Annotated in this window: 26 protein-coding genes; 18 read left to right on the forward strand and 8 right to left on the reverse strand. The window is 59.2% G+C overall.

Annotation, left to right across the window (positions count from 1 at the left end; genetic code table 11):
* Positions 1–194: 194 nt before the first annotated feature.
* Together JNL86_08010 and JNL86_08015 are read left to right on the forward strand one after the other, a co-directional pair.
* Positions 195–1,370 (forward strand): response regulator, encoded by a 1,176-nt coding sequence (locus JNL86_08010; protein ID MBL8042846.1) that lies wholly within the window; start codon positions 195–197, stop codon positions 1,368–1,370.
* The gene (locus JNL86_08015; protein ID MBL8042847.1) at positions 1,370–1,867 is read left to right on the forward strand and encodes a hypothetical protein; all 498 of its coding nucleotides are present in this window, start codon (positions 1,370–1,372) and stop codon (positions 1,865–1,867) included. Before JNL86_08010 ends, JNL86_08015 begins: the two co-directional genes overlap by 1 nt.
* A gap of 13 nt (positions 1,868–1,880) precedes the next feature.
* Here JNL86_08015 and metH read toward each other — a convergent pair whose 3' ends face one another.
* Positions 1,881–5,564 carry a methionine synthase gene (gene metH, locus JNL86_08020; protein ID MBL8042848.1) on the reverse strand — a complete coding sequence of 1,228 codons (3,684 nt, stop codon included), beginning with the start codon at positions 5,562–5,564 and terminating at the stop codon, positions 1,881–1,883.
* 189 nt (positions 5,565–5,753) lie between these two features.
* Between metH and JNL86_08025 the strand changes: the two genes are divergently transcribed.
* Positions 5,754–6,533 carry a hypothetical protein gene (locus JNL86_08025; GenBank protein ID MBL8042849.1) on the forward strand — a complete coding sequence of 260 codons (780 nt, stop codon included), beginning with the start codon at positions 5,754–5,756 and terminating at the stop codon, positions 6,531–6,533.
* A 6-nt stretch (positions 6,534–6,539) separates the two neighbouring features.
* On the opposite strand, the gene JNL86_08030 is transcribed toward JNL86_08025, so the two are convergent.
* Entirely contained in the window at positions 6,540–7,199 is a 660-nt protein-coding gene (locus JNL86_08030) for a hypothetical protein (protein MBL8042850.1), read from the reverse strand.
* Positions 7,200–7,362: 163 nt separating this feature from the next.
* Between JNL86_08030 and JNL86_08035 the strand changes: the two genes are divergently transcribed.
* A complete protein-coding gene (locus JNL86_08035) occupies positions 7,363–7,815 on the forward strand; it encodes a hypothetical protein (protein MBL8042851.1) in 453 nt (150 codons plus the stop codon).
* A gap of 30 nt (positions 7,816–7,845) precedes the next feature.
* Here JNL86_08035 and JNL86_08040 read toward each other — a convergent pair whose 3' ends face one another.
* On the reverse strand, positions 7,846–8,115 hold the full coding sequence (locus JNL86_08040) for a DUF2007 domain-containing protein (protein MBL8042852.1): 270 nt from the start codon (positions 8,113–8,115) through the stop codon (positions 7,846–7,848).
* Between the two features lie 234 nt (positions 8,116–8,349).
* Positions 8,350–8,634, reverse strand: coding sequence for a hypothetical protein (locus JNL86_08045; GenBank protein ID MBL8042853.1), 285 nt, complete (start codon positions 8,632–8,634; stop codon positions 8,350–8,352).
* A gap of 46 nt (positions 8,635–8,680) precedes the next feature.
* Here JNL86_08045 and JNL86_08050 point away from each other — a divergent pair, with 46 nt between their 5' ends.
* From JNL86_08050 to JNL86_08065, 4 genes are all read left to right on the forward strand, one after another.
* On the forward strand, positions 8,681–9,433 hold the full coding sequence (locus JNL86_08050) for an iron-containing redox enzyme family protein (protein ID MBL8042854.1): 753 nt from the start codon (positions 8,681–8,683) through the stop codon (positions 9,431–9,433).
* Complete coding sequence (locus tag JNL86_08055) at positions 9,430–10,326, forward strand: SUMF1/EgtB/PvdO family nonheme iron enzyme (GenBank protein ID MBL8042855.1); 897 nt, start codon at positions 9,430–9,432, stop codon at positions 10,324–10,326. Before JNL86_08050 ends, JNL86_08055 begins: the two co-directional genes overlap by 4 nt.
* A gap of 178 nt (positions 10,327–10,504) precedes the next feature.
* Positions 10,505–11,299, forward strand: a complete 795-nt coding sequence (locus JNL86_08060) for a response regulator (protein ID MBL8042856.1) — start codon at positions 10,505–10,507, stop codon at positions 11,297–11,299.
* Entirely contained in the window at positions 11,296–11,940 is a 645-nt protein-coding gene (locus JNL86_08065) for a response regulator (GenBank protein MBL8042857.1), read from the forward strand. The genes JNL86_08060 and JNL86_08065 overlap by 4 nt, the downstream gene beginning before the upstream one ends.
* 27 nt (positions 11,941–11,967) lie before the next feature.
* Here JNL86_08065 and JNL86_08070 read toward each other — a convergent pair whose 3' ends face one another.
* The 3 genes from JNL86_08070 to JNL86_08080 are packed head-to-tail and all read right to left on the reverse strand — an operon-like array spanning position 11,968 to position 13,227.
* Positions 11,968–12,657 (reverse strand): hypothetical protein, encoded by a 690-nt coding sequence (locus tag JNL86_08070; protein MBL8042858.1) that lies wholly within the window; start codon positions 12,655–12,657, stop codon positions 11,968–11,970.
* Between the two features lie 5 nt (positions 12,658–12,662).
* Positions 12,663–12,980, reverse strand: coding sequence for a hypothetical protein (locus tag JNL86_08075; protein MBL8042859.1), 318 nt, complete (start codon positions 12,978–12,980; stop codon positions 12,663–12,665).
* A 19-nt stretch (positions 12,981–12,999) separates the two neighbouring features.
* Positions 13,000–13,227, reverse strand: coding sequence for a zinc ribbon domain-containing protein (locus JNL86_08080; protein ID MBL8042860.1), 228 nt, complete (start codon positions 13,225–13,227; stop codon positions 13,000–13,002).
* An 82-nt stretch (positions 13,228–13,309) separates the two neighbouring features.
* On the opposite strand from JNL86_08080, the gene JNL86_08085 reads away from it, so the two are divergent.
* From JNL86_08085 to JNL86_08105, 5 genes are all read left to right on the forward strand, one after another.
* Complete coding sequence (locus JNL86_08085) at positions 13,310–13,567, forward strand: hypothetical protein (GenBank protein ID MBL8042861.1); 258 nt, start codon at positions 13,310–13,312, stop codon at positions 13,565–13,567.
* 10 nt (positions 13,568–13,577) lie between these two features.
* Positions 13,578–14,753 carry a radical SAM family heme chaperone HemW gene (hemW, locus tag JNL86_08090; protein ID MBL8042862.1) on the forward strand — a complete coding sequence of 392 codons (1,176 nt, stop codon included), beginning with the start codon at positions 13,578–13,580 and terminating at the stop codon, positions 14,751–14,753.
* A gap of 106 nt (positions 14,754–14,859) precedes the next feature.
* Complete coding sequence (locus tag JNL86_08095) at positions 14,860–15,060, forward strand: hypothetical protein (protein ID MBL8042863.1); 201 nt, start codon at positions 14,860–14,862, stop codon at positions 15,058–15,060.
* Between the two features lie 199 nt (positions 15,061–15,259).
* The gene (locus JNL86_08100) at positions 15,260–15,820 is read left to right on the forward strand and encodes a hypothetical protein (GenBank protein MBL8042864.1); all 561 of its coding nucleotides are present in this window, start codon (positions 15,260–15,262) and stop codon (positions 15,818–15,820) included.
* A 70-nt stretch (positions 15,821–15,890) separates the two neighbouring features.
* Positions 15,891–16,184, forward strand: coding sequence for an ATP-dependent Clp protease adaptor ClpS (locus tag JNL86_08105; GenBank protein ID MBL8042865.1), 294 nt, complete (start codon positions 15,891–15,893; stop codon positions 16,182–16,184).
* Between the two features lie 55 nt (positions 16,185–16,239).
* Here the strand turns inward: JNL86_08105 and JNL86_08110 are convergent, their stop codons facing one another.
* Positions 16,240–16,578, reverse strand: a complete 339-nt coding sequence (locus tag JNL86_08110) for a hypothetical protein (protein ID MBL8042866.1) — start codon at positions 16,576–16,578, stop codon at positions 16,240–16,242.
* A 241-nt stretch (positions 16,579–16,819) separates the two neighbouring features.
* Between JNL86_08110 and JNL86_08115 the strand changes: the two genes are divergently transcribed.
* From JNL86_08115 to JNL86_08135, 5 genes are all read left to right on the forward strand, one after another.
* Positions 16,820–17,497 carry a DUF3386 domain-containing protein gene (locus JNL86_08115; GenBank protein MBL8042867.1) on the forward strand — a complete coding sequence of 226 codons (678 nt, stop codon included), beginning with the start codon at positions 16,820–16,822 and terminating at the stop codon, positions 17,495–17,497.
* Complete coding sequence (locus JNL86_08120) at positions 17,494–17,928, forward strand: DUF5069 domain-containing protein (GenBank protein ID MBL8042868.1); 435 nt, start codon at positions 17,494–17,496, stop codon at positions 17,926–17,928. Before JNL86_08115 ends, JNL86_08120 begins: the two co-directional genes overlap by 4 nt.
* A 284-nt stretch (positions 17,929–18,212) precedes the next feature.
* Complete coding sequence (locus tag JNL86_08125) at positions 18,213–18,749, forward strand: hypothetical protein (GenBank protein MBL8042869.1); 537 nt, start codon at positions 18,213–18,215, stop codon at positions 18,747–18,749.
* A 247-nt stretch (positions 18,750–18,996) separates the two neighbouring features.
* On the forward strand, positions 18,997–19,554 hold the full coding sequence (locus JNL86_08130) for a universal stress protein (protein ID MBL8042870.1): 558 nt from the start codon (positions 18,997–18,999) through the stop codon (positions 19,552–19,554).
* Positions 19,555–19,748: 194 nt separating this feature from the next.
* On the forward strand, positions 19,749–20,135 hold the full coding sequence (locus JNL86_08135; GenBank protein ID MBL8042871.1) for a nuclear transport factor 2 family protein: 387 nt from the start codon (positions 19,749–19,751) through the stop codon (positions 20,133–20,135).
* Positions 20,136–20,608: the final 473 nt, after the last annotated feature.

The raw sequence follows: 20,608 nt of genomic DNA on the forward strand, positions 1-20,608 counted from the left end.
GGATCATCACTTCCGTTGGCCTCCTGCGAGCCTTTGGCACCACCTGTCGTCAGAAGGTGTCAGTGGCACAGAAGGTGCAGAATTCGAGCGTGCCCCCGCGCACTTCAGAGTCAGGACCCGACAACCGATACAGACGCTAGCCCTGAGAGCCCTCAGGAGCGACCCTCGATTACCTCAACCAGCGAGCCAGGCCTATGAGCATCCCGAGCGTGAGTGAAGTCGCCACCCAGCAATCGATTCTCGAAAACCGCAACATCCTGATCGTCGACGATGAGGAACCCATCCGCCGCCTGTTAGGCTATCTGCTACAGCCCCACGGCTACCAAGTCACCCTGGCCGGCGAGGCGCGCGAAGCCAGGCAACGGATGGAAACCGGCTCGTTTGCCATGGTGCTCTGCGATGTGAACATGCCCGGCGAGTCGGGCATGGATCTGATCCGCCACATCCTCACGCAGTATCCCACGACTGCCGTCATCATGATCACCGGCCTCGACAGCCCCGTACTCGCGAACGCGGCGCTGGATATGGGCGCCTTCGGCTATATCATCAAGCCCTTTGAGGCGAATGAAGTCCTCATCAACGTGGCAAACGCGTTGCGTCGGCGAAAGCTGGAGATCGAAAACTCCATGCACCGGGAAAATCTCGAAGAGGTCGTCCGGACCAGAACGATCGCCCTGCAGCAAGCCCTCGAATGGCTGGAACGAAGTGAAAAGGAACTTCGTCTCTCGCGAGAGGAGACGATCCAACGGCTGGCAATTGCCGCAGAATATCGCGACAGCTCCACCGCGCAGCATATCCAACGGATGAGCCATTACTGCGAACTGCTCGCGCGCCGGTATGGATTGTCCCCTGAGCGCTGTGACCTCATTCGCACGGCGAGTCCCATGCATGACATCGGCAAGATCGGCACGCCCGATCATGTTCTGCTCAAGCCCGGCAAGTTCACACCGGAAGAATTCAAGGTCATCACCCAACACACGGAAATCGGGTATAGAATCCTGGCCGGCTCCGACTCGGAACTGTTGAAAGTGGCCGCCCTCATCGCCTGGACCCACCATGAACGGTACGATGGTAGCGGGTACCCGCGAGGACTCAAGGGAGAGGAGATTCCGCTGGAGGGACGGATCACCGCGATCGCCGACAACTTCGACGCCATTACGACGCAGCGCGTGTACAAACCCGCCTATGACTTCGACCACGCGAAGGAACTGATGCTGAAAGAACGAGGTAAACATTTCGACCCCGATCTGCTCGACATCTTTTTCGATTCCATGGTCGACATCACACGCATCTATGATCAATTTTCCGATCCCAGCTGGCTCACCACCTCCCGGCACCGTGCGATCACTCACGAGCAGGGGGAAGCCTGATGAGCCGCGCCTCACGAAACTGGATCGCGTATTTGTGTGAAAACCTCGCGTCAACCGGCATGATGCCGACGTGGGAAGCCGCGACCTATCTGACCGACAATCTTTTCGGAGACCGCCCCAACCCGAGGCTCTTACGAACCGCCTGCCCCTTCGAGGACACAACGCACTTCCTCCACCGCCTCTACCAGCCACTCGTCGCGGCGGCCACGCGGGACATTCCTCTGCCGCAGGCGGCCATGATCCACGTCTTTACCGACATCAGCCTGACTGGAAAATCTGCTGTGCTGGTGGTGTATTTCCCCGGGCAGAATCAGCCGCACCAGTTGTTGCTGCTGGATGCCGCCAAGGCCTGGGAACTCGTGTTCGAAAATTCAGACGCGTTCAATGCCTGGGCAGAAGAACGCTATCACTGGATCAAAACGGCGCTCACCAGTGTCACCGCCGGGCTGCCTGTCTCCCCGACCATCGCGTCCCCTCTCGAAGCCGTCAAGAACTGATCGCCCGCTCCTGCTAGGCATCGTAGTTGAGATTGGGCGCCAACCAGCGTTCGACCTCACTCACAGACAGCTTCTTCCGTGCCGCATAATCCTCGACCTGGTCGCGATTGATCTTGCCGACGGCGAAATACTTGGCCTGTGGATGGGCAAAATACAGGCCGCTCACTGCGGCCGCCGGCAGCATGGCGAAGGATTCGGTCAGCGTCACTCCCGCTCGAGACTCCGCCTGCAGCAGGTCGAACAGGAGTCGTTTCTCGGTATGGTCCGGACAGGCCGGATACCCGGGTGCAGGGCGGATACCCCGATACCGTTCACGAATCATCTCCTCGTTCGTCAACGACTCGGTCCGTCCGTATCCCCAGTCGGCTCGCACTTGTTTATGCAGCCACTCGGCGAATGCTTCCGCAAGGCGGTCCGCCAGCGCCTTCACCATGATGGAGTTGTAATCGTCATGGTCCTTCTCAAACTTTGCGCACAGCGCTTCCACACCGATGCCTGCCGTCACGACGAAGGCGCCCACATAGTCCGTGCGCCCAGACTCCTTGGACGCGACATAGTCGGCCAGAGCCAAGTTGAATTGATCCGCAGGCTTCTCCATCTGTTGCCGGAGGGTGTGAAAGGTAGTCACGAGTTCTTGCCGATCGAGGTCGCGATAAAGCTCGATATCGTCACCGACGCTGTTGGCCGGGAAAAATCCATAGACTCCCCGAGCCGTCAACAGGTCGTCGCGAATGATTTCCGCCAACAACGCTTCGGCATCCGCCAGCAGTTCCTTGGCTTTTGGACCGACCGTAGGATCCTCCAAAATGCCGGGATAGCGCCCACGCAATTCCCACGTGTGAAAGAACGGAGTCCAGTCGATGAACGGCACCAGCTCACGAAGGGACATACGATCGATGGTGCGCACCCCGGTGAAGGCGGGCACGGGAAGATCCGCCGCTGCCCACTCCGTCGGCAATCGATGCGCTCGAGCCGCCTCCAGGCTCACCAGCGCCTTGGATCCCCGTTCCTGATGGGCCTGCCGGATCCGGTCATAGTCGGCGCGCACCGATGCGGCAAACTCCGTCCGCTGCTGCGCGTTGATCAGACTCCCCACCACACCAACCGCGCGTGACGCATCAAGCACGTGAACCGTGGCCTGCGAATACGAAGGTGCGATCTTCACGGCCGTATGGGCCTTGCTGGTCGTGGCACCGCCGATGAGCAAGGGTACCGCGAACCCCTGCCGGGTCATCTCCTTGGCCACATGGACCATTTCATCCAACGAAGGGGTGATCAAGCCACTGAGACCGATCACATCCACCTGCTTCTCCCGCGCCGTCGCGAGAATGGTCTCGCAGGACACCATCACGCCCAAATCAATGACTTCGTAGTTGTTGCACCCCAGGACGACCCCGACGATGTTCTTGCCGATGTCATGCACATCGCCCTTCACGGTCGCGAGCAGCACTTTGCCGTTCGCGCGGGCCGCGCCCAACCGCTGTTTCTCGGCCTCCATGAACGGCATGAGGTACGCGACGGCTTTTTTCATCACGCGCGCACTCTTCACCACCTGCGGAAGAAACATCTTGCCCGACCCGAACAGATCGCCGACGATGTTCATGCCTGCCATCAGCGGCCCTTCGATCACATCGAGGGGACGAGCGGATAGTTGCCGAGCCTCCTCCACGTCCTGGTCGATATAGTCCGTGAGGCCTTTGACCAGCGCATGGGCCAACCGCTCCGCAACCGGCTTTGCCCGCCACTCATCGTCTTTCACTGCTGCCTTGCCCTTTTGCTTGACCGTTTCGGCGAAGCCCACCAGTCGCTCGGTCGCATCGGGTCTGCGATTCAAGAGCACGTCCTCTACCAGCGCCAACAGATCCTTGGGAACCTCTTCATACACGGCAAGCTGGCCGGCATTGACGATCCCCATGTCGAGCCCCGCCTGAATGGCATGGTAGAGAAACGCCGCATGCATCGCTTCACGCACCACATTGTTGCCGCGGAACGAGAAGGAAATATTACTGACCCCGCCGCTCACTTTGGCCAGCGGCAGATGCTGTTTGATCCAGCGGGTCGCCTCGATGAAATCGACGGCGTAATTGTTATGTTCCTCCAGCCCGGTTGCCACTGTGAGGATGTTGGGATCGAAAATGATGTCCTGCGGCGGCACTCCGACCTGCGTGGTCAGCAGGCGGTATGACCGTTCGCAAATCTCGGTACGTCGGGACAGCGAATCCGCCTGGCCACGCTCGTCAAACGCCATGACGACCATCGCCGCTCCGTACCGACGGATGAGCCGGGCCTGTTCCAGAAACTTGGCCTCCCCTTCCTTCAGGCTGATGGAATTGACGATGCCTTTCCCTTGCATGTTGCGGAGGCCCTCTTCGATGACCTCCCACTTGGAACTGTCCACCATAATCGGCACGCGCGCGATGTCGGACTCTGCCGCCAGCAGACGCAGGAATTTCTGCATCGCCGCCTTCGAGTCCAGCAGGCCTTCATCCATGTTGATGTCGATGATCTGCGCCCCGCCTTCCACCTGCTGGCGCGCCACCGTCAGCGCCTTGTCATAATCCCCTGCCAGGATCAATTTGGAGAATGCCGGCGACCCGGTAATGTTCGTCCGCTCGCCGACATTGACGAAATTGGATTCCGGACGGACCGTCAACGCTTCCAAACCACTGAGTCGCAGGTAGGGCTCCACCTTTCCGGGCCGTCTGGGCGACACTCCCTGCACCGCGCCGGCAATCTGTCGAATATGGTCGGGGGTCGTCCCGCAACAGCCACCCACAATATTGAGCCAGCCGTTCTGCGCCCACTCGCGCAACTGCGGGGCCAACGACTCCGGAGTCTCGGGAAACCCCGTCGGCAGAAGCGGATTGGGCAAGCCGGCGTTCGGATGACTGCTGACATAAATGGGCGCGAGTTGCGACAACTCTTCGATGAGCGGCCGCATTTCCTTCGGACCCAACGCGCAATTCATCCCGACGCTGAGCAGCGGCACATGGGAAATGGAATTCCAAAATCCTTCGACGGTCTGCCCGGAAAATCCACGATTGCTACCGGCCTGAATAAACGTCACCGAAGCCATGATCGGCACCTGCCTGGCGCCCTCCGCATACAACTGCTGGATGGCAAAAAACGCGGCCTTGGCATTGAGGGTGTCGAAAATGGTTTCGACCAGCAGGAGATCGACGCCTCCGTCGAGCAAACCGCGAACCTGCTCCGCATAGGCATGGACCAACTCCGGAAACGTCGTGCCACGTGCGGCGGCATCGTTCGAGTCGGTCGAAATCGAGGAGGTCTTTGTGGTCGGACCGATGGCCCCCGCCACAAAACAGCGACGGGCAGGCTGCGCGGCGATGACTCCGGCCACAGCCCGACGGGCGCACTCCGCCCCAGCCTTCGAGAGCTCGTAGCCCAGATCGTCCATTCCGTAGTCAGCCAGTGACACGGCCTGCGAGTTGAAGGTGTTCGTTTCAATGATGTCCGCCCCTGCTTCGAGGTATTGGCGGTGGATTGCCTCGATCACAGCCGGTTGCGTGACATTCAGCAGGTCGTTATGTCCCTTGAGGTCTTTGGTCCACTGCTGAAATCGTGTCCCGCGGAACGCGGCTTCGTCCAGTTTGTAGCGTTGGATCATGGTGCCCATGGCACCGTCGAGGATGAGGATTCGTTCTTTCAGCAAGGCGTCTACTTCATGTACCGGCATGACTACCTATGTCTTTCTGTCCTCGAACGTCCGGCGGGTGCCGCCAACGTCGAGGACGCGCAATGAGCGGGCATCATATCGGGAACAGACTTTTTTCAGCAAGCCATGACTGGTCCGGCGCCTTGACATTGAATACCCTGGCCGATAGGATGCCCATCATTGTCTGGCTCGAGCCTGAGTTGACATCGTATGGCGTTTCAGACAGTCACTCGCCTCCTGGTTCTCTCCTTCCTCTACATGTGCGTCGTGAAACCAGGAGCCCCCTTGGCCTGGGCGGAGCCCTATTTCGACGACGGGTATCTCGGGCTCACCCAAACCGAGCTCCACGAAAAGCTCGGGTTGCCGCAGGCCGTGCGGGACCGCAAATCAGCATTGCGCGTCTTTACGTATTACCCCATCGTCGACTGGGACCAGTACTTCAAAAAAGTCGCCTCGCCGGAAAACGGCGAAGATGTCTACACGTTCAAACGCGACGGCGTGGACGTACGCTACTCGTTCAGCTACACCTTCGACCCGAACGACCACAGCGAGCAACGCCCCCTGTTCGTTCGACTCGTGGATGTCGAATTCACCCCCCCGGTTGCGCTGAGCAAAGTCCCACAGCTCGTCCCTGAATTTAAACCATCCGACGACGCGGCTTCGCCGGTCTTTCGGTCGAACATCATGCTGTTGTTCTTTTCCGGCACGCCGTCGGCGGAGGCGAGGTTTATTGTTCGGGAGAAGGGGAAGGACGCGCTCGATTGGTCACTGGCGTTTCAAATGTTCGCCCTGCAAGGCTTGCCCGATCCACTGACGTTGAAAGCCCCGATCGACCGTGTGGAAATCAGCACCCAGAGCCTGCCACTGGTCAAACTCCGCCAGCGGAATACCCACGAACCGGTCCTGAATCCCTACTCCAAGGCCTTCGCGCAGCAACCTCCGCCCGCCCCGGCGGCCAAAAAGATCCCCATCCCCACATACGCAGACTAAGGGCCGTCAAGGCGTCGGTTGTTCGGCTGCTTCGACTTGGCGAGCCGTCCGTTCGTCTTGGACACGGTAACTGCTCTCAGTTTGATTCCTCAATCGTCCCAGCATATTGTCCGCGGCTTGCCCTGAGCCCTGCTGAGGGGGTCCGGCCACGGCTTCCAGTGAGGGCGCCTCAAAGGCCGCCGCATGAAAGATCGCGGCGATCGCAACGAGTATCAGGCAACACTTGCAGAGGACCCGAATCGCCGGGTTGGCGCTGAGAGACATCAGCAGTAGGAGAAGGACCGCCGCCGTGCCTGCGACGATCGCCACCGCCGTTTGATAGGGCGTCAGTCCTTTGATGGCACGCGTCCCCAATTTTGCGGCCACCACATCCAGCAGGTCTCCGGTGACCCCCTTCGAGCTCTGGCGGGTCGCAGCAGATGTCGCAGCAACCCGTTCGGCAGGCTGGACCGGCGACGAATCAGGACCGGTCATGGTTCGCACCCGCCCCCGGAAAGCGGCAGGCACCTGTTCAAGACTGTCGGTGAGGACGGGCTGCCCCTGAGCATCCGTATACACATAGAGCGGTCCCGCCTCCGCAGGGGAGCCTTCACACATCAGCAGCCAAGCCGCCGCGGCCACCAGCCACACCAGACATCCCCGCCATCTCCAGCTCTGTCCTGTCATCGCCGACCTCACAGTCCTCCACTAAGCATAGCAGGTGAAAACGGGTTGTGAGGATCAATAGGCCAGGTCCGAGCACCATTCCATCCCTTGACGGACCGAAAAACGATTGTTTAGCATGCGGGAGCACCTGTGCATCGCCCCATTCGTTACCGGAAGGAGCCCCGTGACCGATCAGACGACCTCGGCCAGTCCCGTTTCAGCCCTCCCCCCGGCGGAGGAACCGACACCCTTCATCCGCCAACGGCCGGTCCGGCTCATCATCAATTCGTTCTTGGTCCTGTTCGTGGTAGCCCTCATTGCCTTTCGGTTCGTCCCCGGCTGGCTGGATCCGGACTTTTCAAAGCATATTGAAAGCCATCGTGTGATGGTCGGTATGGATCGCAAGCAGGTACTCGACTCCTGGGGCTCGCCAAACACGATGAACGTCACCCACACCCAGGACGGGTTACGACGTGAAGAATGGATCTTCGAGGATTGGGAAAGCCCGGCGGTCGTGAAGCACCGCTATCTGTATTTTGAAGAAGGGAAGTTGATCGGCGGGCATTTCTCGGGGTCGGATGTGCGCCTGCCCCTCCCGACCAACCCAGAGCCGGTCAAGCCCAAGGGGCATCCGTAGCGGGATGCGTTCCTGATGTGAGCGGGGTCATCATCCCGCCTCGCCGGTTGCCTCCCGCACCTGAAGCGCCAATCGACTGAGCAGAATCTCCGCTCGTTGCCTGTCCCGCGACTCCACCATGACCCGACTCCCCAACAGAGCCACTCCGGGATAGAGTGCGCCGACGTGTTCATGCTGAACGGCGTAGGGGATCCCATTGCCGTCGAGCAGACTCTTGATCAGAGCCAACTCCCCCACATCACCCGATTCACAGAGCGTCACGAACGTGCTGGAACTCTCAGGATGCTGGCTCGACGTCACAGTGGTCCTCCGCTGACTTGGTGCCGCGCCATCACCGGATCGGGCGCGGTGCGCACCGGCCTGCGTGGCTGCGAACAGTGCGTGATTCATTGCAATTCACGCGGATGGTCAATACACTGACAGATACGTAGACGAATGAGCGTATGACTTCGGGCGGATGTGCCCGCGCAAGATCACGCACCGCAACAGCGGCGGGACGGAACGGCTCCCAATCTGTCCGTGGTCCTGAACCACCTACGGGGTCTCGGTGATCTGCACCCGGCGCTCTTTTCCCGGACCGCCGGACACCGTGAGGACACGTTTCCACTCGCGAATCTGGTAGATCGCCCAGGCGTTCGGCTGATTCTTGTAGAGCGCGTCCGGGTCTTCGCCGGAAGCATTGAGATAGATCGGTTCCGTAAATCCTTCGTCGAGCACATAGTCGAGCAGGCAATCGGTCGTGAACCCTTTGCCGCGCAAGGTGACCTCGGCGAGGAAATTGAGAATGTCGTCTGAGTTTTGAATGGTGAGCGGGTTCATCTGATCGGGTGTGATTGTAGCCAGCAAGAAACAAGGAAGGCAAGACATGGCACAGAAGCGATTGAGCCGGACGCAATTTCTTGAGCGCCTGCTGTCCATCATGGATCGCAAGCATCACTGGGCCTGGCCCATCATCATGGGGCCTGGCATCTCCAAGGCGCAGTTGAAACTCCATTACCAGCAAGAGTTCCTGGTCTATGTCCGGGACTTTCCCGTGCTGCTGGCCCGGGTACACGGCCAAAACCCACCGCCGGACGTCCGGCGCATGTTAGCGGAGAATATTTATGAGGAGGACACCGGTGGTCTGTCTTTTGGCCGTTCGCATCCCGAGCTGTTCAACGAAATGATGCAGGGCCTTGGATTCCGCAACGAGGTGTTCCGCACCGCCAAGCTGCTCCCCGCCAGCGCCCGCTACCGGAAGTGGCTGGAACAGGTCACAGCCAGCCGGGACTGGGTGGTCGGTGCCGCGGCACTCGCAGTCTTCGTCGAAGGCAGCATCAAAGATCGCCAGGAGATTCAGGAGCCGTCCAAGCCGAAAAGTGAGGCGGAGATTGAAGCCTATATCAACGCCCATCCCCTCATCCGGCACCACAACATTGCCCGGCAGTCCATGGACCTCATCCGTGCCCATCAACAGGTGGAGGCAGGGCACCGCCAGGATGCCTATGCCATGGTGGTCGGCTATGCCGATACCAGACGCCGACAGAATGCCGTCCTTGCCTGTGTGTCACAAGGATTGACGCTCTGGATGGCCTACCGGGACAGCATCGCCAAAGCCTGCAAGCTGGTCAAACCATGACGATCAGCCGCAGGTGGTATGGAGCGGGATTGTGGCTCTGCCTTGTCCTCTTCACACCACAGGAGATGGTCAGGGCAGCCGGCACGCCTGACGACATGGTGCTGGTTCCTGCCGGTGAATTTGCCATGGGAACCTCTATCGAGGAGGGCGGTTTCCCGGACGAGCAACCCATGCGCCTGGTCTACCTTGGTGCCTTTTGGATCGATCGATACGAAGTCAGCAATGCCGCCTATGCCCGATTCGTCCAGGAAACCGGCTACCAAGCGCCAGCCAACGCCGCCCCTGCCCTCACCCTCTGGGAACACAACCTCCCCCTACCCGGCATCGAGCAACATCCGGTCGTCAACGTGAGCTGGCTGGATGCCGTGGCATTTTGTCGGTGGGCCAACAAACGGTTGCCGACGGAAGCCGAATGGGAAAAGGCCGCGCGAGGCACCGATCGGCGAACCTATCCTTGGGGCAACGACTGGGACTTCGATCAGGCTAACAGCGCAAGTTATTGGGCCAGGAAAACGGTCCAATTCGCCGATAGCACCCAATGGGAAGCCTTCTGGCTCAAGGGAGAAGGCGCAGCTATTTCCAAAGAAAAGGGTCTGAGAGGTGAAATTCTGACGATGCCGGTCGGCAGTTTTCCTTCCGGTGCCAGTCCCTACGGTGCCTTGGATATGGCGGGTAATGCCGCTGAATGGGTGCAGGATTGGTACAATCCCAACCATTATCGGTCGGCAGGCCTTACCAACCCACAGGGGCCAGAGCGGGGCGCCATCAAAGCCATGCGCGGAGGGTCCTGGCTCAAACCGGCGATCAGCCTGCGGACCTCCGATCGCGATTGGGGCACCATGGACAGCCGACCTTCCGGAACCGGATTTCGTTGCGCTCGCGATAGCTACTGATCGACGCAGGCTCTGGAACAGGACACCTCGCTTACGCGGCTCGGCCTGAGTGTCCCTGCTCCGATGCACTCCCCCCCCTTTCCGTTCCTCCAACGCAACCTCCGCTTGTCATATTTTGAGGAGATTCTAGGTACTCCCCACCTCAGCCGGTATACTGCTGGTGAGCATGAGGCCCAGCATGACCGCCCCCGTTCCCCGATCTACAACACCCACCCAGTTCGCCAGGATCCGCCTCCTGCTGGCGGACGACTCGATCGAGTCGCACATCCTGGTCCGATCCTATCTGCGCGACGCCCCCTGCCGGGTCGAGGTGGTATCCGACGGAGAACAGGCTGTCGCTTCTTTCAAGGCTCACCCCTTCGATCTCGTGTTAATCGATCACCAGATGCCGATCATGGACGGATTCACCGCAACCCGGCTGATTCGCGCCTGGGAGTCCTCGCAGCAGCGAGCGCCGGCGCCCATCCTGGCACTGACGGCACAAGGCGTGGACGAGGCTCAAGAACAGAGCCGATCAGCGGGTTGCACAGGGCTGCTGACCAAACCACTGACGCAACGCCGGTTGCTCGAAACGGTACAGACCTATTGCGCCGCTCAGCTCGGCCTCAGCCTGGCCACGCTCGATCAATCAGCCACCGACATGACGGCCCGCATCGAAGAGGAACTTGCGCGACGCCGCCCACTTTTCCTCGCCCATCGCCGCGCTGATCTGGAAGAGATGCGGAATGCGGTGGACCACGGAGACTATAACCGCCTCAAAAGCATGGGACACCGCATCAAGGGCCTTGCCGGTTCCTATGGATATCCGGAAATCGGAACGGCAGGTGCAGACATCGAGCTGGCAGCCAACGCCTGCCATCGTGCCTCGGTCGAGCAGGCGCTTACCGAGATGGACGTGATCCTCTCCCGAATCGACCAGGCCGTCCAGACAGACCCTCTCTTGACGGCTCCGAGGAGCAGCGCGAAGACATGAGCATTCTGATCATCGACGATTTTCAGGAACAACGGGATCTGCTTCACACCATTTTGCAGCGCGCCGGATTCGGACCGCTGCTTCCGGCGGCCAGTGCAGGAGAAGGGTTGCAACTGCTGGGGGTCGGAAGGCGAGGAAAACCGACATCCGGGATCGATCTCGTGCTGATGGACATCGAGATGCCCGAGATGAGCGGATTAGAAGCCTGTCAGCTCATCCGGCTGGAGGAACGGCTGCAGGGACTCCCCATCATTATCATTACCGCACACACGGGGGCAGAGGACATTCAAGCAGCCTATACAGCCGGCGCGACCGACTACATCCGCAAGCCTGTCATTCCCGCCGAATTGCTCGCCCGTGTCGCTACCGCGCTCAGCCTCAAGCAGGAGATTGATGCAAGAAAACTCCGCGAGCAGGAACTGTTGGAACGAACAACGGAACTCGACCGCGCCTTCGAGCAGATCACCACACGCCATGGCACCATTCACATTTGCGCCAAGTGCAAGCGCGTGAACAGCGAGGGATCGTATTGGCAACGGATTGAAGACTATCTGCGTCGTCAGGCCCGTTCCACCGTGAAGGAAGCCGTCTGCGATACCTGCCTCCATCAGGCGTACCCTCACCTGAAGCACATGCCTTAAGCGGCATCCGTACACTCCCGAGCATTCTCACGGACGTTGGTCCGCTCCTTCTGCTAACACAAAGGCCAGGGCTTCAATCCGCACCACGGGCATGATCAATCCCTGTCCCTCGGCCTCGTGCGAAAAGTCATAGACGAGTGATTCTTCCTCGATCAATCGTCCCGCCATCAACACCTCAATCTCGATTCGTTCACCCTGCTGTTGCCTGATTCTGAGATCGGTGGTTTCCCCACCTGCCAGGGCGATCAGCGTCGCGGGCAGATCCTCGTGTTTAAATCGCACGTCGCCCCAGCCGGTCCGGGTGAACTTCGGCCCGAGCGCCACGTGAAACCCTCCTGCTTCTTGATCAAAACGAGACAGCTCCCCAAGCCAGACAAACGCGATCATCCAGTGGAGGGCGTCTTTCCCCACCCGACCGGCATCACGTTCTCGGTTCAAGGCAAAGAGTCGTTCGTCGTGGCCGGGACCATGATGCCCTTGACCGTACACCGTGGGCCAGTCCGGTGGATGCCCATCCAGCGCCGTGAGGAATCTCTCTATCGACTCGGACTTCAGGAGCAGCTGGGTCTGGGGAGGAAGCGAGGCGAGCGCGGCGGAAAACTCGCGATGCAATGGCCGCACACCGAGTTCGCTCTCCGCCTGTGCGGCGGTCGGCCCAACACAGACCAGCGCAAGCAGGCCTGCGCCGAGGACGCTCCACACGGTGTGGTGAGTCATGCCGGTCAACCGACGGGAGCAGACAAGCGTTGAAACACGTCACGAAGGCGTTGGGTTCCCGCATGATCCCAGGACAAGACCCCGGCATCGACCAACACCTGGAGTCGAGGGGTCGGATCCAGTCGAGGCAAGAGCTCCGGCGGTACTGGTTGGGACTCCAACACTTGCGCGTAGACCCCCATCCATGACTCGGTCACGGCACGCAACCCCGGATCAGCCGCCTTCATCCGGCCGAGCCTGACTTCCTGGAGGAGTTTGATCAGGGGATCTGACTGCAGCAACGTCCCGATCGCGCGGCGCATCTGTTCTTCAGTCTGTTCCATGAATTGGCCTGCGTCGCGCTCAATTCATCGAACAGGCGCCGGGACCACGCGGATCTCCGCAGGATCCGCACCCGCCACCGGAACTGGACGTGACCGGCCATCCGCCGGTCGCCCCGACCCCGAAGGCCGAGAACTGCTTGTTCAATGCGGTGGCGTTGCAGGAGGGACAGGCCGGTACGGTACCGCCCTGCACGATGAGCTCAAAGCGATGGTTGCATTCCTGGCAGACGTATTCAAAGATGGGCATGGGGGCTATACTCCCTGAAGTTTTCCGCATTATAAGTAAGGATCGATTCAGTTCGCAATTGTCAGCCGATGGGAGTCTGCACATGTGGTCGGAAGATAAATCCTTCGTGTTCCGCATCAGTCTTGAAGCGCAATTTCCCGATGACTATGAAGGGCCGTATGATGAGCGCGCCTGGCTGCGGGAATGGGAGACACAGATCAAACCGGTGCTGCTGAAAAATCTCTTCGAAACACTGCGGGAATATCCGGCGTGGAAATCCCATGTCCGCAACCGGGGGATCGCCCCGACAGAAGAAATCGAGGTGGCAATGATCCGCGATTTTTCAGCCGGCCCACACTGAATAAACGATCATGCAACCGGCCACTGATCAGGGTCTCTACATTCACGTCCCGTTCTGCCATCAGCGCTGTCACTTCTGCGCCTTTTATCTGGAGATCCACCACCCTCGAGCGGCAGCGGAATTCGTGGACTCACTCCTGACGGAGCTCCGGCTCTACGCCGACTCCTCGCCCTTCGATCACTCCCCGCTCGGCTCGATCTATTTCGGCGGTGGGACCCCCACCACACTCAGCCCCGATCAGCTGACGCGAATCCTCTCGGCAGCGAAAGACACGTTCGGTCTGGCCTCGGACGGCGAAGTGACGGTTGAGGCGCATCCAGGGTCGGTGACACCGGCAAGCCTGCGACAACTCCGGAGAGGCGGGTTCACCCGTATCAGTTTCGGCGCCGAATCCATGAATCAAACCGAACTGGATAGGGTCGGACGTCCAGGCTCCCCGTTCAATACCAAGGAGGTCATCGTCGCTGCCTGTGACGCCGGCTTCGAGAACATCAACCTAGACCTCATGTACGGCCTCCCGGGGCAGACGCTTCACAGTTGGAACACCTCGCTGCACGAGATCATCGCTCTCAGCCCGAGCCACCTATCCTGCTATGCCCTCACGGTTGAGGACGGGACGTCCCTGCAAGCCGCCATTCGCCGTGGGCTTGTCCCCGCTCCCGACGAGGCGCTGCAAAATGAGATGGACGCGGTCGCCGAATCCACCCTCACCAGTAGCGGTTATAGGCGATATGAAATTTCGAACTATGCCCGCCCAGGTTTCGCCAGTCGGCACAACCGTCTGCACTGGACCGCCGGCAGGTATCTGGGGCTTGGCCCGAGCGCCCAATCCTATGTGGGAAATCGACGCTTCGGGAATGTGAGTAACCTGGCCGCCTACAACAGCCTTCTCCGCAACGGACAGCTTCCAGTGTCGGAAACCGAAGAACTGAGTCACGCCCATGAGACGTGCGAGCGCTTGATCTTCGGGCTTCGTCTCACGGACGGTGTCGCACTGGATGAGAGTGGCGTTCTCTCATACCGCGGTTTGGCACGAACAGTGGACGAGTTAATCGAGGACAACTTCTTGGAGCGCGAGGGCAGCTTGGTCCGACTCACGGCCAGAGGACGGCGTTATGCCGATACCGTGGCCGTCGCCCTTCTCGCCAGTCTCGAGCAGCCATCTTGCGCCACCACGCCCCCTTGACTTCCATCCCCCATCACGTCAACAGTGTGAGGAGGCTGCGGATCTCATCTGAGTCGAGCGATCGTCCACAGCCGTAGAATCGAATATGTCGAGGAGGCCTGTTCCCATGCCGGTCAATATGGATCCCAGCAAACGCCGACGCCGCCAGCCGATCGAAGAACAATCGGCTGCCGACGCCGGACAGAACGCCACAGAGACCAGAACATTCGGTGAGGATACGGAGGCGGATCGTGAGAAGGCGATCGCAGAAGCCGAGCTGAAAAATCTCTGGGATGCCACCGAAGTGATCGATATGGATAGTTGGTAACGCCACATCCCCAGGATGCCGCCGGTCTGCCACGCGTTCGGTGACTTTCACCGAAATTCGCAGAACGCCCACCACTCACATGTCCTCGATGACCTCACGCTCTACCGGCCACGCGCTATTTTACCCGTTTCACCTGTGCTCGCCCGACACATTGGAACACCTGCTTGCCCTGTATGATTCCCTCCACTTTCGAGACTACATGGCACTCCGGTTGACCCCCTTGATGGGCACCACGGCCTACCAAGATCGCATGGGCGACGAACACCCCGATCTCGTGGCCAGCGGTCGGATCGTCCAGGGATATCAGGTTTCCGGCCCCCTGGACGCAGTCGCCGTAACGGAGGTCGACCGTAACCTGGCCGATCCCCAGTGGCGCGCGCTGTTCCATACGGGTTTTCGAGAAGATCGACGCTTCCAGCGCGGTCTCTTCGACCTCACCCATGCCGTGCACATCGGCGGAACGCTGGTTCCAGGTCCGGCCGCGTTACTCCGTTTGCTGGAACCTCAACGGGCGACCCGACATTGTACCGTCGCCGTGGTGCAGGCGCTTGCGAAACCGCGCCTCACGCTGGACGAAGCCTATGTATTCGAGTATGGCCTGGCCTTGCTCAAGACCGCCGCGGCCCAGGTCTATACGATTCGCCTGGCCCATGCCCACAGGCTCGTCCCCGTCACCGATTCTACAACCCACTACGCCTTGTTCAAGCGCACGCTGGAGCGAGATGGCATTGATCTTCCCAACGAATATCTCCACCGCTGATGCCTGACACTGAACTATTGCACAGAGCCCCGTCCCACCTGGTACACTCGACGCCCGACGAGACTATCGCATGAGCACCCTCACCCCGGTCATGGTTCCCGAAGCCCTCGACACGACGGACGTGGGCACCGGCAACGATCTGGAAGCCCGCGTCATCGTCTTCAACTGCGAGTGCCATACGTACCAACAGGTCATCGCCCTGTTCTGTAAATGTATTCCCGGGATGAACTCTTCGCGGGCGTTTGAGTTGGCCTGGCGAATCGACCATGAAGGGCAGGCCACGGTTTACTCGGGGGCACGAAAGTTGGCAGAAGAGATCGGGGCGAAGCTGGCAGCCGGGGGATTACGGGTCGGGGTGCAGTAGAGAATAACAGGAGAGGCGTACTGGTCTGCGCCGACCGGGTCGACGCAGACGCAGGTCACTTGGTACGCTTTTTCGGCGCAGTGGTCTTCGTGGTCGTGGACTTGCGAGCGGCAGGAGCCGCGGCTTTCTGGCTTCCCTTCGCGCTGCCGTGGGCCGCTTGGGAACCTTTCGCCGTCTTGGCCGGAGCTTGAGCCGCCTTTTGTTCCTGGGCCGCCGCCGCTTTGTAGTAAGACTTATTGAGTTTGCTCAGCATATCGCCATTCAACACGCGAACTTGATACAATTCGAACAGCTTGCTGATGGCCTTGGGATCACCCTTCCGTGCCAGACCCAACAGACGTCGCCGTTGGTTCATTTCTTCTTCTTCCGTATGAGACGCTGCTCGCCGCTCCATAGCGCTCCTTTCAAGGCATGCTGAAACCCAGGGCACTCATCCGCTCTATCGTCGGATGAAATGGGAGTAAGTATAACAGATTCGGCCTAGCCAGTACTACACAAACCTACGCCAGCAAGTGAAAAAATTCTCCCCGCGGCGTACGAGACCGGACGATCCACCCCAGCACCTCGGGTTGTAGATGTCCGACAAAGGCCTCTATAATTCCGATGTAGATCAACCTCGAGATGAAGGAGCCCCAATGGAACATGTTGCCTCGATCGATACAGCAGTCACAGTTGCCGACGAGCCCCAAGCCCGCGCCCTCCTCCAGCAAGCCTTTGAGAGCACCGCGCGTTGGCAACCTGACTTCCGCGGGTTTTCGGCCAACCTGACCGTCAACACCAACGGCCAGCTGGTGGAAGGGACCGTCGTCGTCAAGGGCCCTCGTGAAGTGACTGTGCAACTGCCTGATGAAGCGATTCAAAAGTGGGCGCAAGAGCAGATCGGGATGATCGCCGTGCACCGTGCGCCCCGCAAGTTTGAAGAATCGGACGGCAAACATCGCCTGACGATGGAAGCAGGCGATGAGCATCCGCTCGGACGGCGGCTCGACATCCATGGCGACGGCATGCAGTCGTTCTACCGCATCAAGGACACGCGTATCACCCAGATCAACCGGAAGATGCCCCACGTGGCCTTTACGATCAATGTGGAAGAGAGCAGCACCACGCAGGACCAGAAGCAGCTGACGACGAAGTATACCGTGTATTATTTCTCGCCGAAGGACGGCGCACTTCGCAATGTCGAGAGCTTCACGGATACGCATGTGCGTGTGGGGGCCTCTGATCTCCCAGCGACCCGGCGCATCATTTCCTATGAAAACGGCGCCGTACTCGTACGGACCCTCACCTTCACCAATCATAAATTGTTGGCATGATGGATTTACGCACGACGTTCCCGCGCAGCATGAAAACGAGGCTGGGTGGCTATGTCCACCTGGCACGCATGATCGATAAGTGTCGCGCGGTGCTGGCCGGGACTGAGGGTGAATATATCTATCCCTGCCCGATGGATGACCGGCTCTTGGAGTATGCCGGTATCACCGCTGAGCACTTCACCTCAGCAGTGAAGGCCAATCCGACCGATGACGGGGTGGTTGAGTGGTTTCGACGCACCGCCACCCCGCGTCGCGAGGCGGAACTCGCTGAATGGAACGCGAAGCTGCTTGAGCGCGGACCGAGTTCGCCGGAGAGCGCCGCGAAGTTTACGAAGTACCGCGATGCAGTAGATGCCTCCCGCACGGACATCACCGCCTGGTCGGACCTGCAGGACCTGGAGGAGGGCAGGCCCGTTCCACGAAGAGGATAGTGTTTACAAGCCTTGTTCTACTGACCACCGCATACAGCAGTTCCGACCGTATCCAACTGGAATTCAGCTGTATCCCTCTCGATACGTTCCGTCTACATGGCCTGGGTTCCCAAGAGGAGCACCGATTGCTCGCCGTATACGCGAAAACTGCGTAATGTATGACAGGTCCTGGGGTTCTGCTTTGGTTGAGCATCAGACGAATCCGGCCTGGCACGTGACTGGCTTGCCAATCCCATCAACGCACAGTGCAACCACCCATTTCCCCATCAGCAGGAGGTACGTCCATGGCCCTTGTTCAACAGAATCTTGTTCCGGGAACCGGCGACCATTTGATTACCCTCGACACGGAAACCAACCTCGAATGGCTCAGCCTGAACGCGACTGCCAATCTCTCCTACCTGGAAGTCCTGGGCGGAGCCGGAGGCTATACCACCACCTATGGATTTCGTTATGCCACCGGAGAAGAGATCGGCCAGCTTCAGCAACATGCGGGAATTACCAAGCATGGCCTCTCGCAAGTTGTGCCCTTTCCCCAGAGCAATCATGTCGCCATGGAAACTCTCATCGAGTTGATGGGAGGCGTCGCGCTGAATTCGTCGACCAGCAGCGGCTCGGTGCTGGTCCAAACACAAGGCATGATGAAGTTTCGAGGCACGGGAGTTCCGACACCGGCAACGCCCATGAGCGTCGTACAGCTCTGGCTATTCAAGAACAATCCAGCCAGCTCCTATGCCGACAGCAATCCGGCAGAGCCAGCCGGCACACGATTTCCAGCGATCGCATCCTATCTGGTGCGCGATCGCATCATGCCAGCCAGTTGAATCGCACGAGGAAGGTCGGCCAAGGCTGCTAAAACCGGTAAGACGAAAAAGAGAGCCTGATCCTACCTGCTTGCCCGTCCCATGAAGTCGAATGATCGGCTTCATGGGATCCCTGCCTCAGCTCTTACGACAGGGAGACTAACCCACCCAACCCGGCACCCGGAGATTGATTTATTTTCAGGAGAAGCATAGGCTAGAACCCACGTGCTCGTGATAACCCGTCGCATAAGACCCGCAGGGTGACATCATGGCAACTATGGCGCCGCGTGACCAATCCCTGTTCGCACCGGACCCCATTTCGAACCGCTCAGTCTCCCCGAAGAAGCTGCTGATCGCCGTCGATGATTCGAAGGCCACCATCCGTGTCCTCCAGTACGTCGGGGCATTGCTGCGCGAGACGCCGGAAGTCACCATTACCTTGTTTCATGTGTTGAACCCCATGCCGCGCGAATTGATGGAACATGGTGGCTCAGAAAATCCCGACATGGAACATCAACTCGGCGAACAACTTCGGAAAGATCAACAAGAATGGATGCAGGCGGAAGAGACGCTTGAATATCCTATCCTCGAGAGAGCTCGTGGGCGGCTCAGTGAAACAGGGTTCCCGACCGATCGGGTGGTCCTCAAATTGGGATACGCAGGCGACCTCGTCGACACGATCCTGGATGAAGTACGAGCCGGCGGCTACGGCACCCTCGTCATCACGAAACACGGCCAACCGGATGCCGCGCACCTTTTCAGTCATAACATCGCTGAACGTTTATCACGAGACCTCTCCGGCGTCGCACTCTGGATCATAGAGTAGGCCCGGAGCCTCACTCGCAGCAAGCCCTCCTCCCACTGTGCCATACAGGCAGCCTATCGCAGGTCTGTCGTTCCAACGCACCCCACCATCCGCACTTTCCACGATCAATCCAATCATCAATTTACTTCGTAGTATGAACAACGACTGGGGAACCAACCAATGCGATTGAACTCACGAAACAGAGGAGAGATTCGATGATGGACGAAACGATTCCTGCAGCGGTGCGGCAATACTTCGCGGCCATCGGGAGGATGGATGCGGATGCCTGGGTCAGCTGTTTTGACGAGAAGGGAATAAGCTACGAACCAGGAGCAGCGGCACCGCTACAGGGGCGCGGGGCGTTACGGCAATTTCTCGTGGAGGTGCTTGGAACCTTTGCAAGCATCACCATGACGGCCGACCATGTCTTCCAGTCCGGAAACCGGGTCGCCGTTAAATTCACGGGCCGCGGCACCGGCAAAAATGGTAGGTCCGTCCTCTTTGAAGGCATCGATGTCTTCGAGATCAACCAAACAGGAAAAATCCAAACCATGTGGGGCTACTGGAATCCGGCGGCAATGATGGTGCAACTGCAGGGATGAGGAGAAGGTGACAGGCTCAATCAGCTCAATATAGTGAAACGACTCAATTTTGCGATCGGTAAAGAAGGCTACAGAGATCTGACAATAGGCAATACAATGGTAACTTGAAACTCTGGGCGGATCCTGATACGCCGCTCAAAGGCATCTGCTATCGCACAGAAAAGCTAGGAGAATTTCAAGCCGCGATTTGGATACGGCAAAACTCGATGCTTCCTGTTGTCTCAACCTAATATCACAACTTCACCAACCTTCAATCAATCGCACTAAACCAGCCAGGCAGAGAATCTACCGCCGAGACACCGAGCACCTCTCATCACCATGCCGCCGGCCACCTGACCTTCCCCCGTTTATTACACCACAGCGGAGGAAGTTAACTCCTGAGTTCGCTGGGCTCCGGTTTGATGGTGAATAATGAACTCCTGCGGTGTCATATCTCCGATCCCGCTATGTGTGCGCTCCTCGTTGTATTCCCG

The sequence above is a fragment of the Nitrospira sp. genome, assembly GCA_016788885.1.
GTDB lineage: Bacteria > Nitrospirota > Nitrospiria > Nitrospirales > Nitrospiraceae > Nitrospira_A.

Coding starts and splice junctions, on each gene's coding strand:
- JNL86_08010 (MBL8042846.1), top strand. CDS start 195: ATGAGCATCCCGAGCGTGAGTGAAGTCGCCACCCAGCAATCGATTCTC.
- JNL86_08015 (MBL8042847.1), top strand. CDS start 1,370: ATGAGCCGCGCCTCACGAAACTGGATCGCGTATTTGTGTGAAAACCTC.
- metH (MBL8042848.1), bottom strand. CDS start 5,564: ATGCCGGTACATGAAGTAGACGCCTTGCTGAAAGAACGAATCCTCATC.
- JNL86_08025 (MBL8042849.1), top strand. CDS start 5,754: ATGGCGTTTCAGACAGTCACTCGCCTCCTGGTTCTCTCCTTCCTCTAC.
- JNL86_08030 (MBL8042850.1), bottom strand. CDS start 7,199: ATGACAGGACAGAGCTGGAGATGGCGGGGATGTCTGGTGTGGCTGGTG.
- JNL86_08045 (MBL8042853.1), bottom strand. CDS start 8,634: ATGAACCCGCTCACCATTCAAAACTCAGACGACATTCTCAATTTCCTC.
- JNL86_08050 (MBL8042854.1), top strand. CDS start 8,681: ATGGCACAGAAGCGATTGAGCCGGACGCAATTTCTTGAGCGCCTGCTG.
- JNL86_08055 (MBL8042855.1), top strand. CDS start 9,430: ATGACGATCAGCCGCAGGTGGTATGGAGCGGGATTGTGGCTCTGCCTT.
- JNL86_08060 (MBL8042856.1), top strand. CDS start 10,505: ATGACCGCCCCCGTTCCCCGATCTACAACACCCACCCAGTTCGCCAGG.
- JNL86_08065 (MBL8042857.1), top strand. CDS start 11,296: ATGAGCATTCTGATCATCGACGATTTTCAGGAACAACGGGATCTGCTT.
- JNL86_08070 (MBL8042858.1), bottom strand. CDS start 12,657: ATGACTCACCACACCGTGTGGAGCGTCCTCGGCGCAGGCCTGCTTGCG.
- JNL86_08075 (MBL8042859.1), bottom strand. CDS start 12,980: ATGGAACAGACTGAAGAACAGATGCGCCGCGCGATCGGGACGTTGCTG.
- JNL86_08080 (MBL8042860.1), bottom strand. CDS start 13,227: ATGCCCATCTTTGAATACGTCTGCCAGGAATGCAACCATCGCTTTGAG.
- JNL86_08085 (MBL8042861.1), top strand. CDS start 13,310: ATGTGGTCGGAAGATAAATCCTTCGTGTTCCGCATCAGTCTTGAAGCG.
- hemW (MBL8042862.1), top strand. CDS start 13,578: ATGCAACCGGCCACTGATCAGGGTCTCTACATTCACGTCCCGTTCTGC.
- JNL86_08095 (MBL8042863.1), top strand. CDS start 14,860: ATGCCGGTCAATATGGATCCCAGCAAACGCCGACGCCGCCAGCCGATC.
- JNL86_08100 (MBL8042864.1), top strand. CDS start 15,260: ATGGCACTCCGGTTGACCCCCTTGATGGGCACCACGGCCTACCAAGAT.
- JNL86_08105 (MBL8042865.1), top strand. CDS start 15,891: ATGAGCACCCTCACCCCGGTCATGGTTCCCGAAGCCCTCGACACGACG.
- JNL86_08110 (MBL8042866.1), bottom strand. CDS start 16,578: ATGGAGCGGCGAGCAGCGTCTCATACGGAAGAAGAAGAAATGAACCAA.
- JNL86_08115 (MBL8042867.1), top strand. CDS start 16,820: ATGGAACATGTTGCCTCGATCGATACAGCAGTCACAGTTGCCGACGAG.
- JNL86_08120 (MBL8042868.1), top strand. CDS start 17,494: ATGATGGATTTACGCACGACGTTCCCGCGCAGCATGAAAACGAGGCTG.
- JNL86_08125 (MBL8042869.1), top strand. CDS start 18,213: ATGGCCCTTGTTCAACAGAATCTTGTTCCGGGAACCGGCGACCATTTG.
- JNL86_08130 (MBL8042870.1), top strand. CDS start 18,997: ATGGCAACTATGGCGCCGCGTGACCAATCCCTGTTCGCACCGGACCCC.
- JNL86_08135 (MBL8042871.1), top strand. CDS start 19,749: ATGATGGACGAAACGATTCCTGCAGCGGTGCGGCAATACTTCGCGGCC.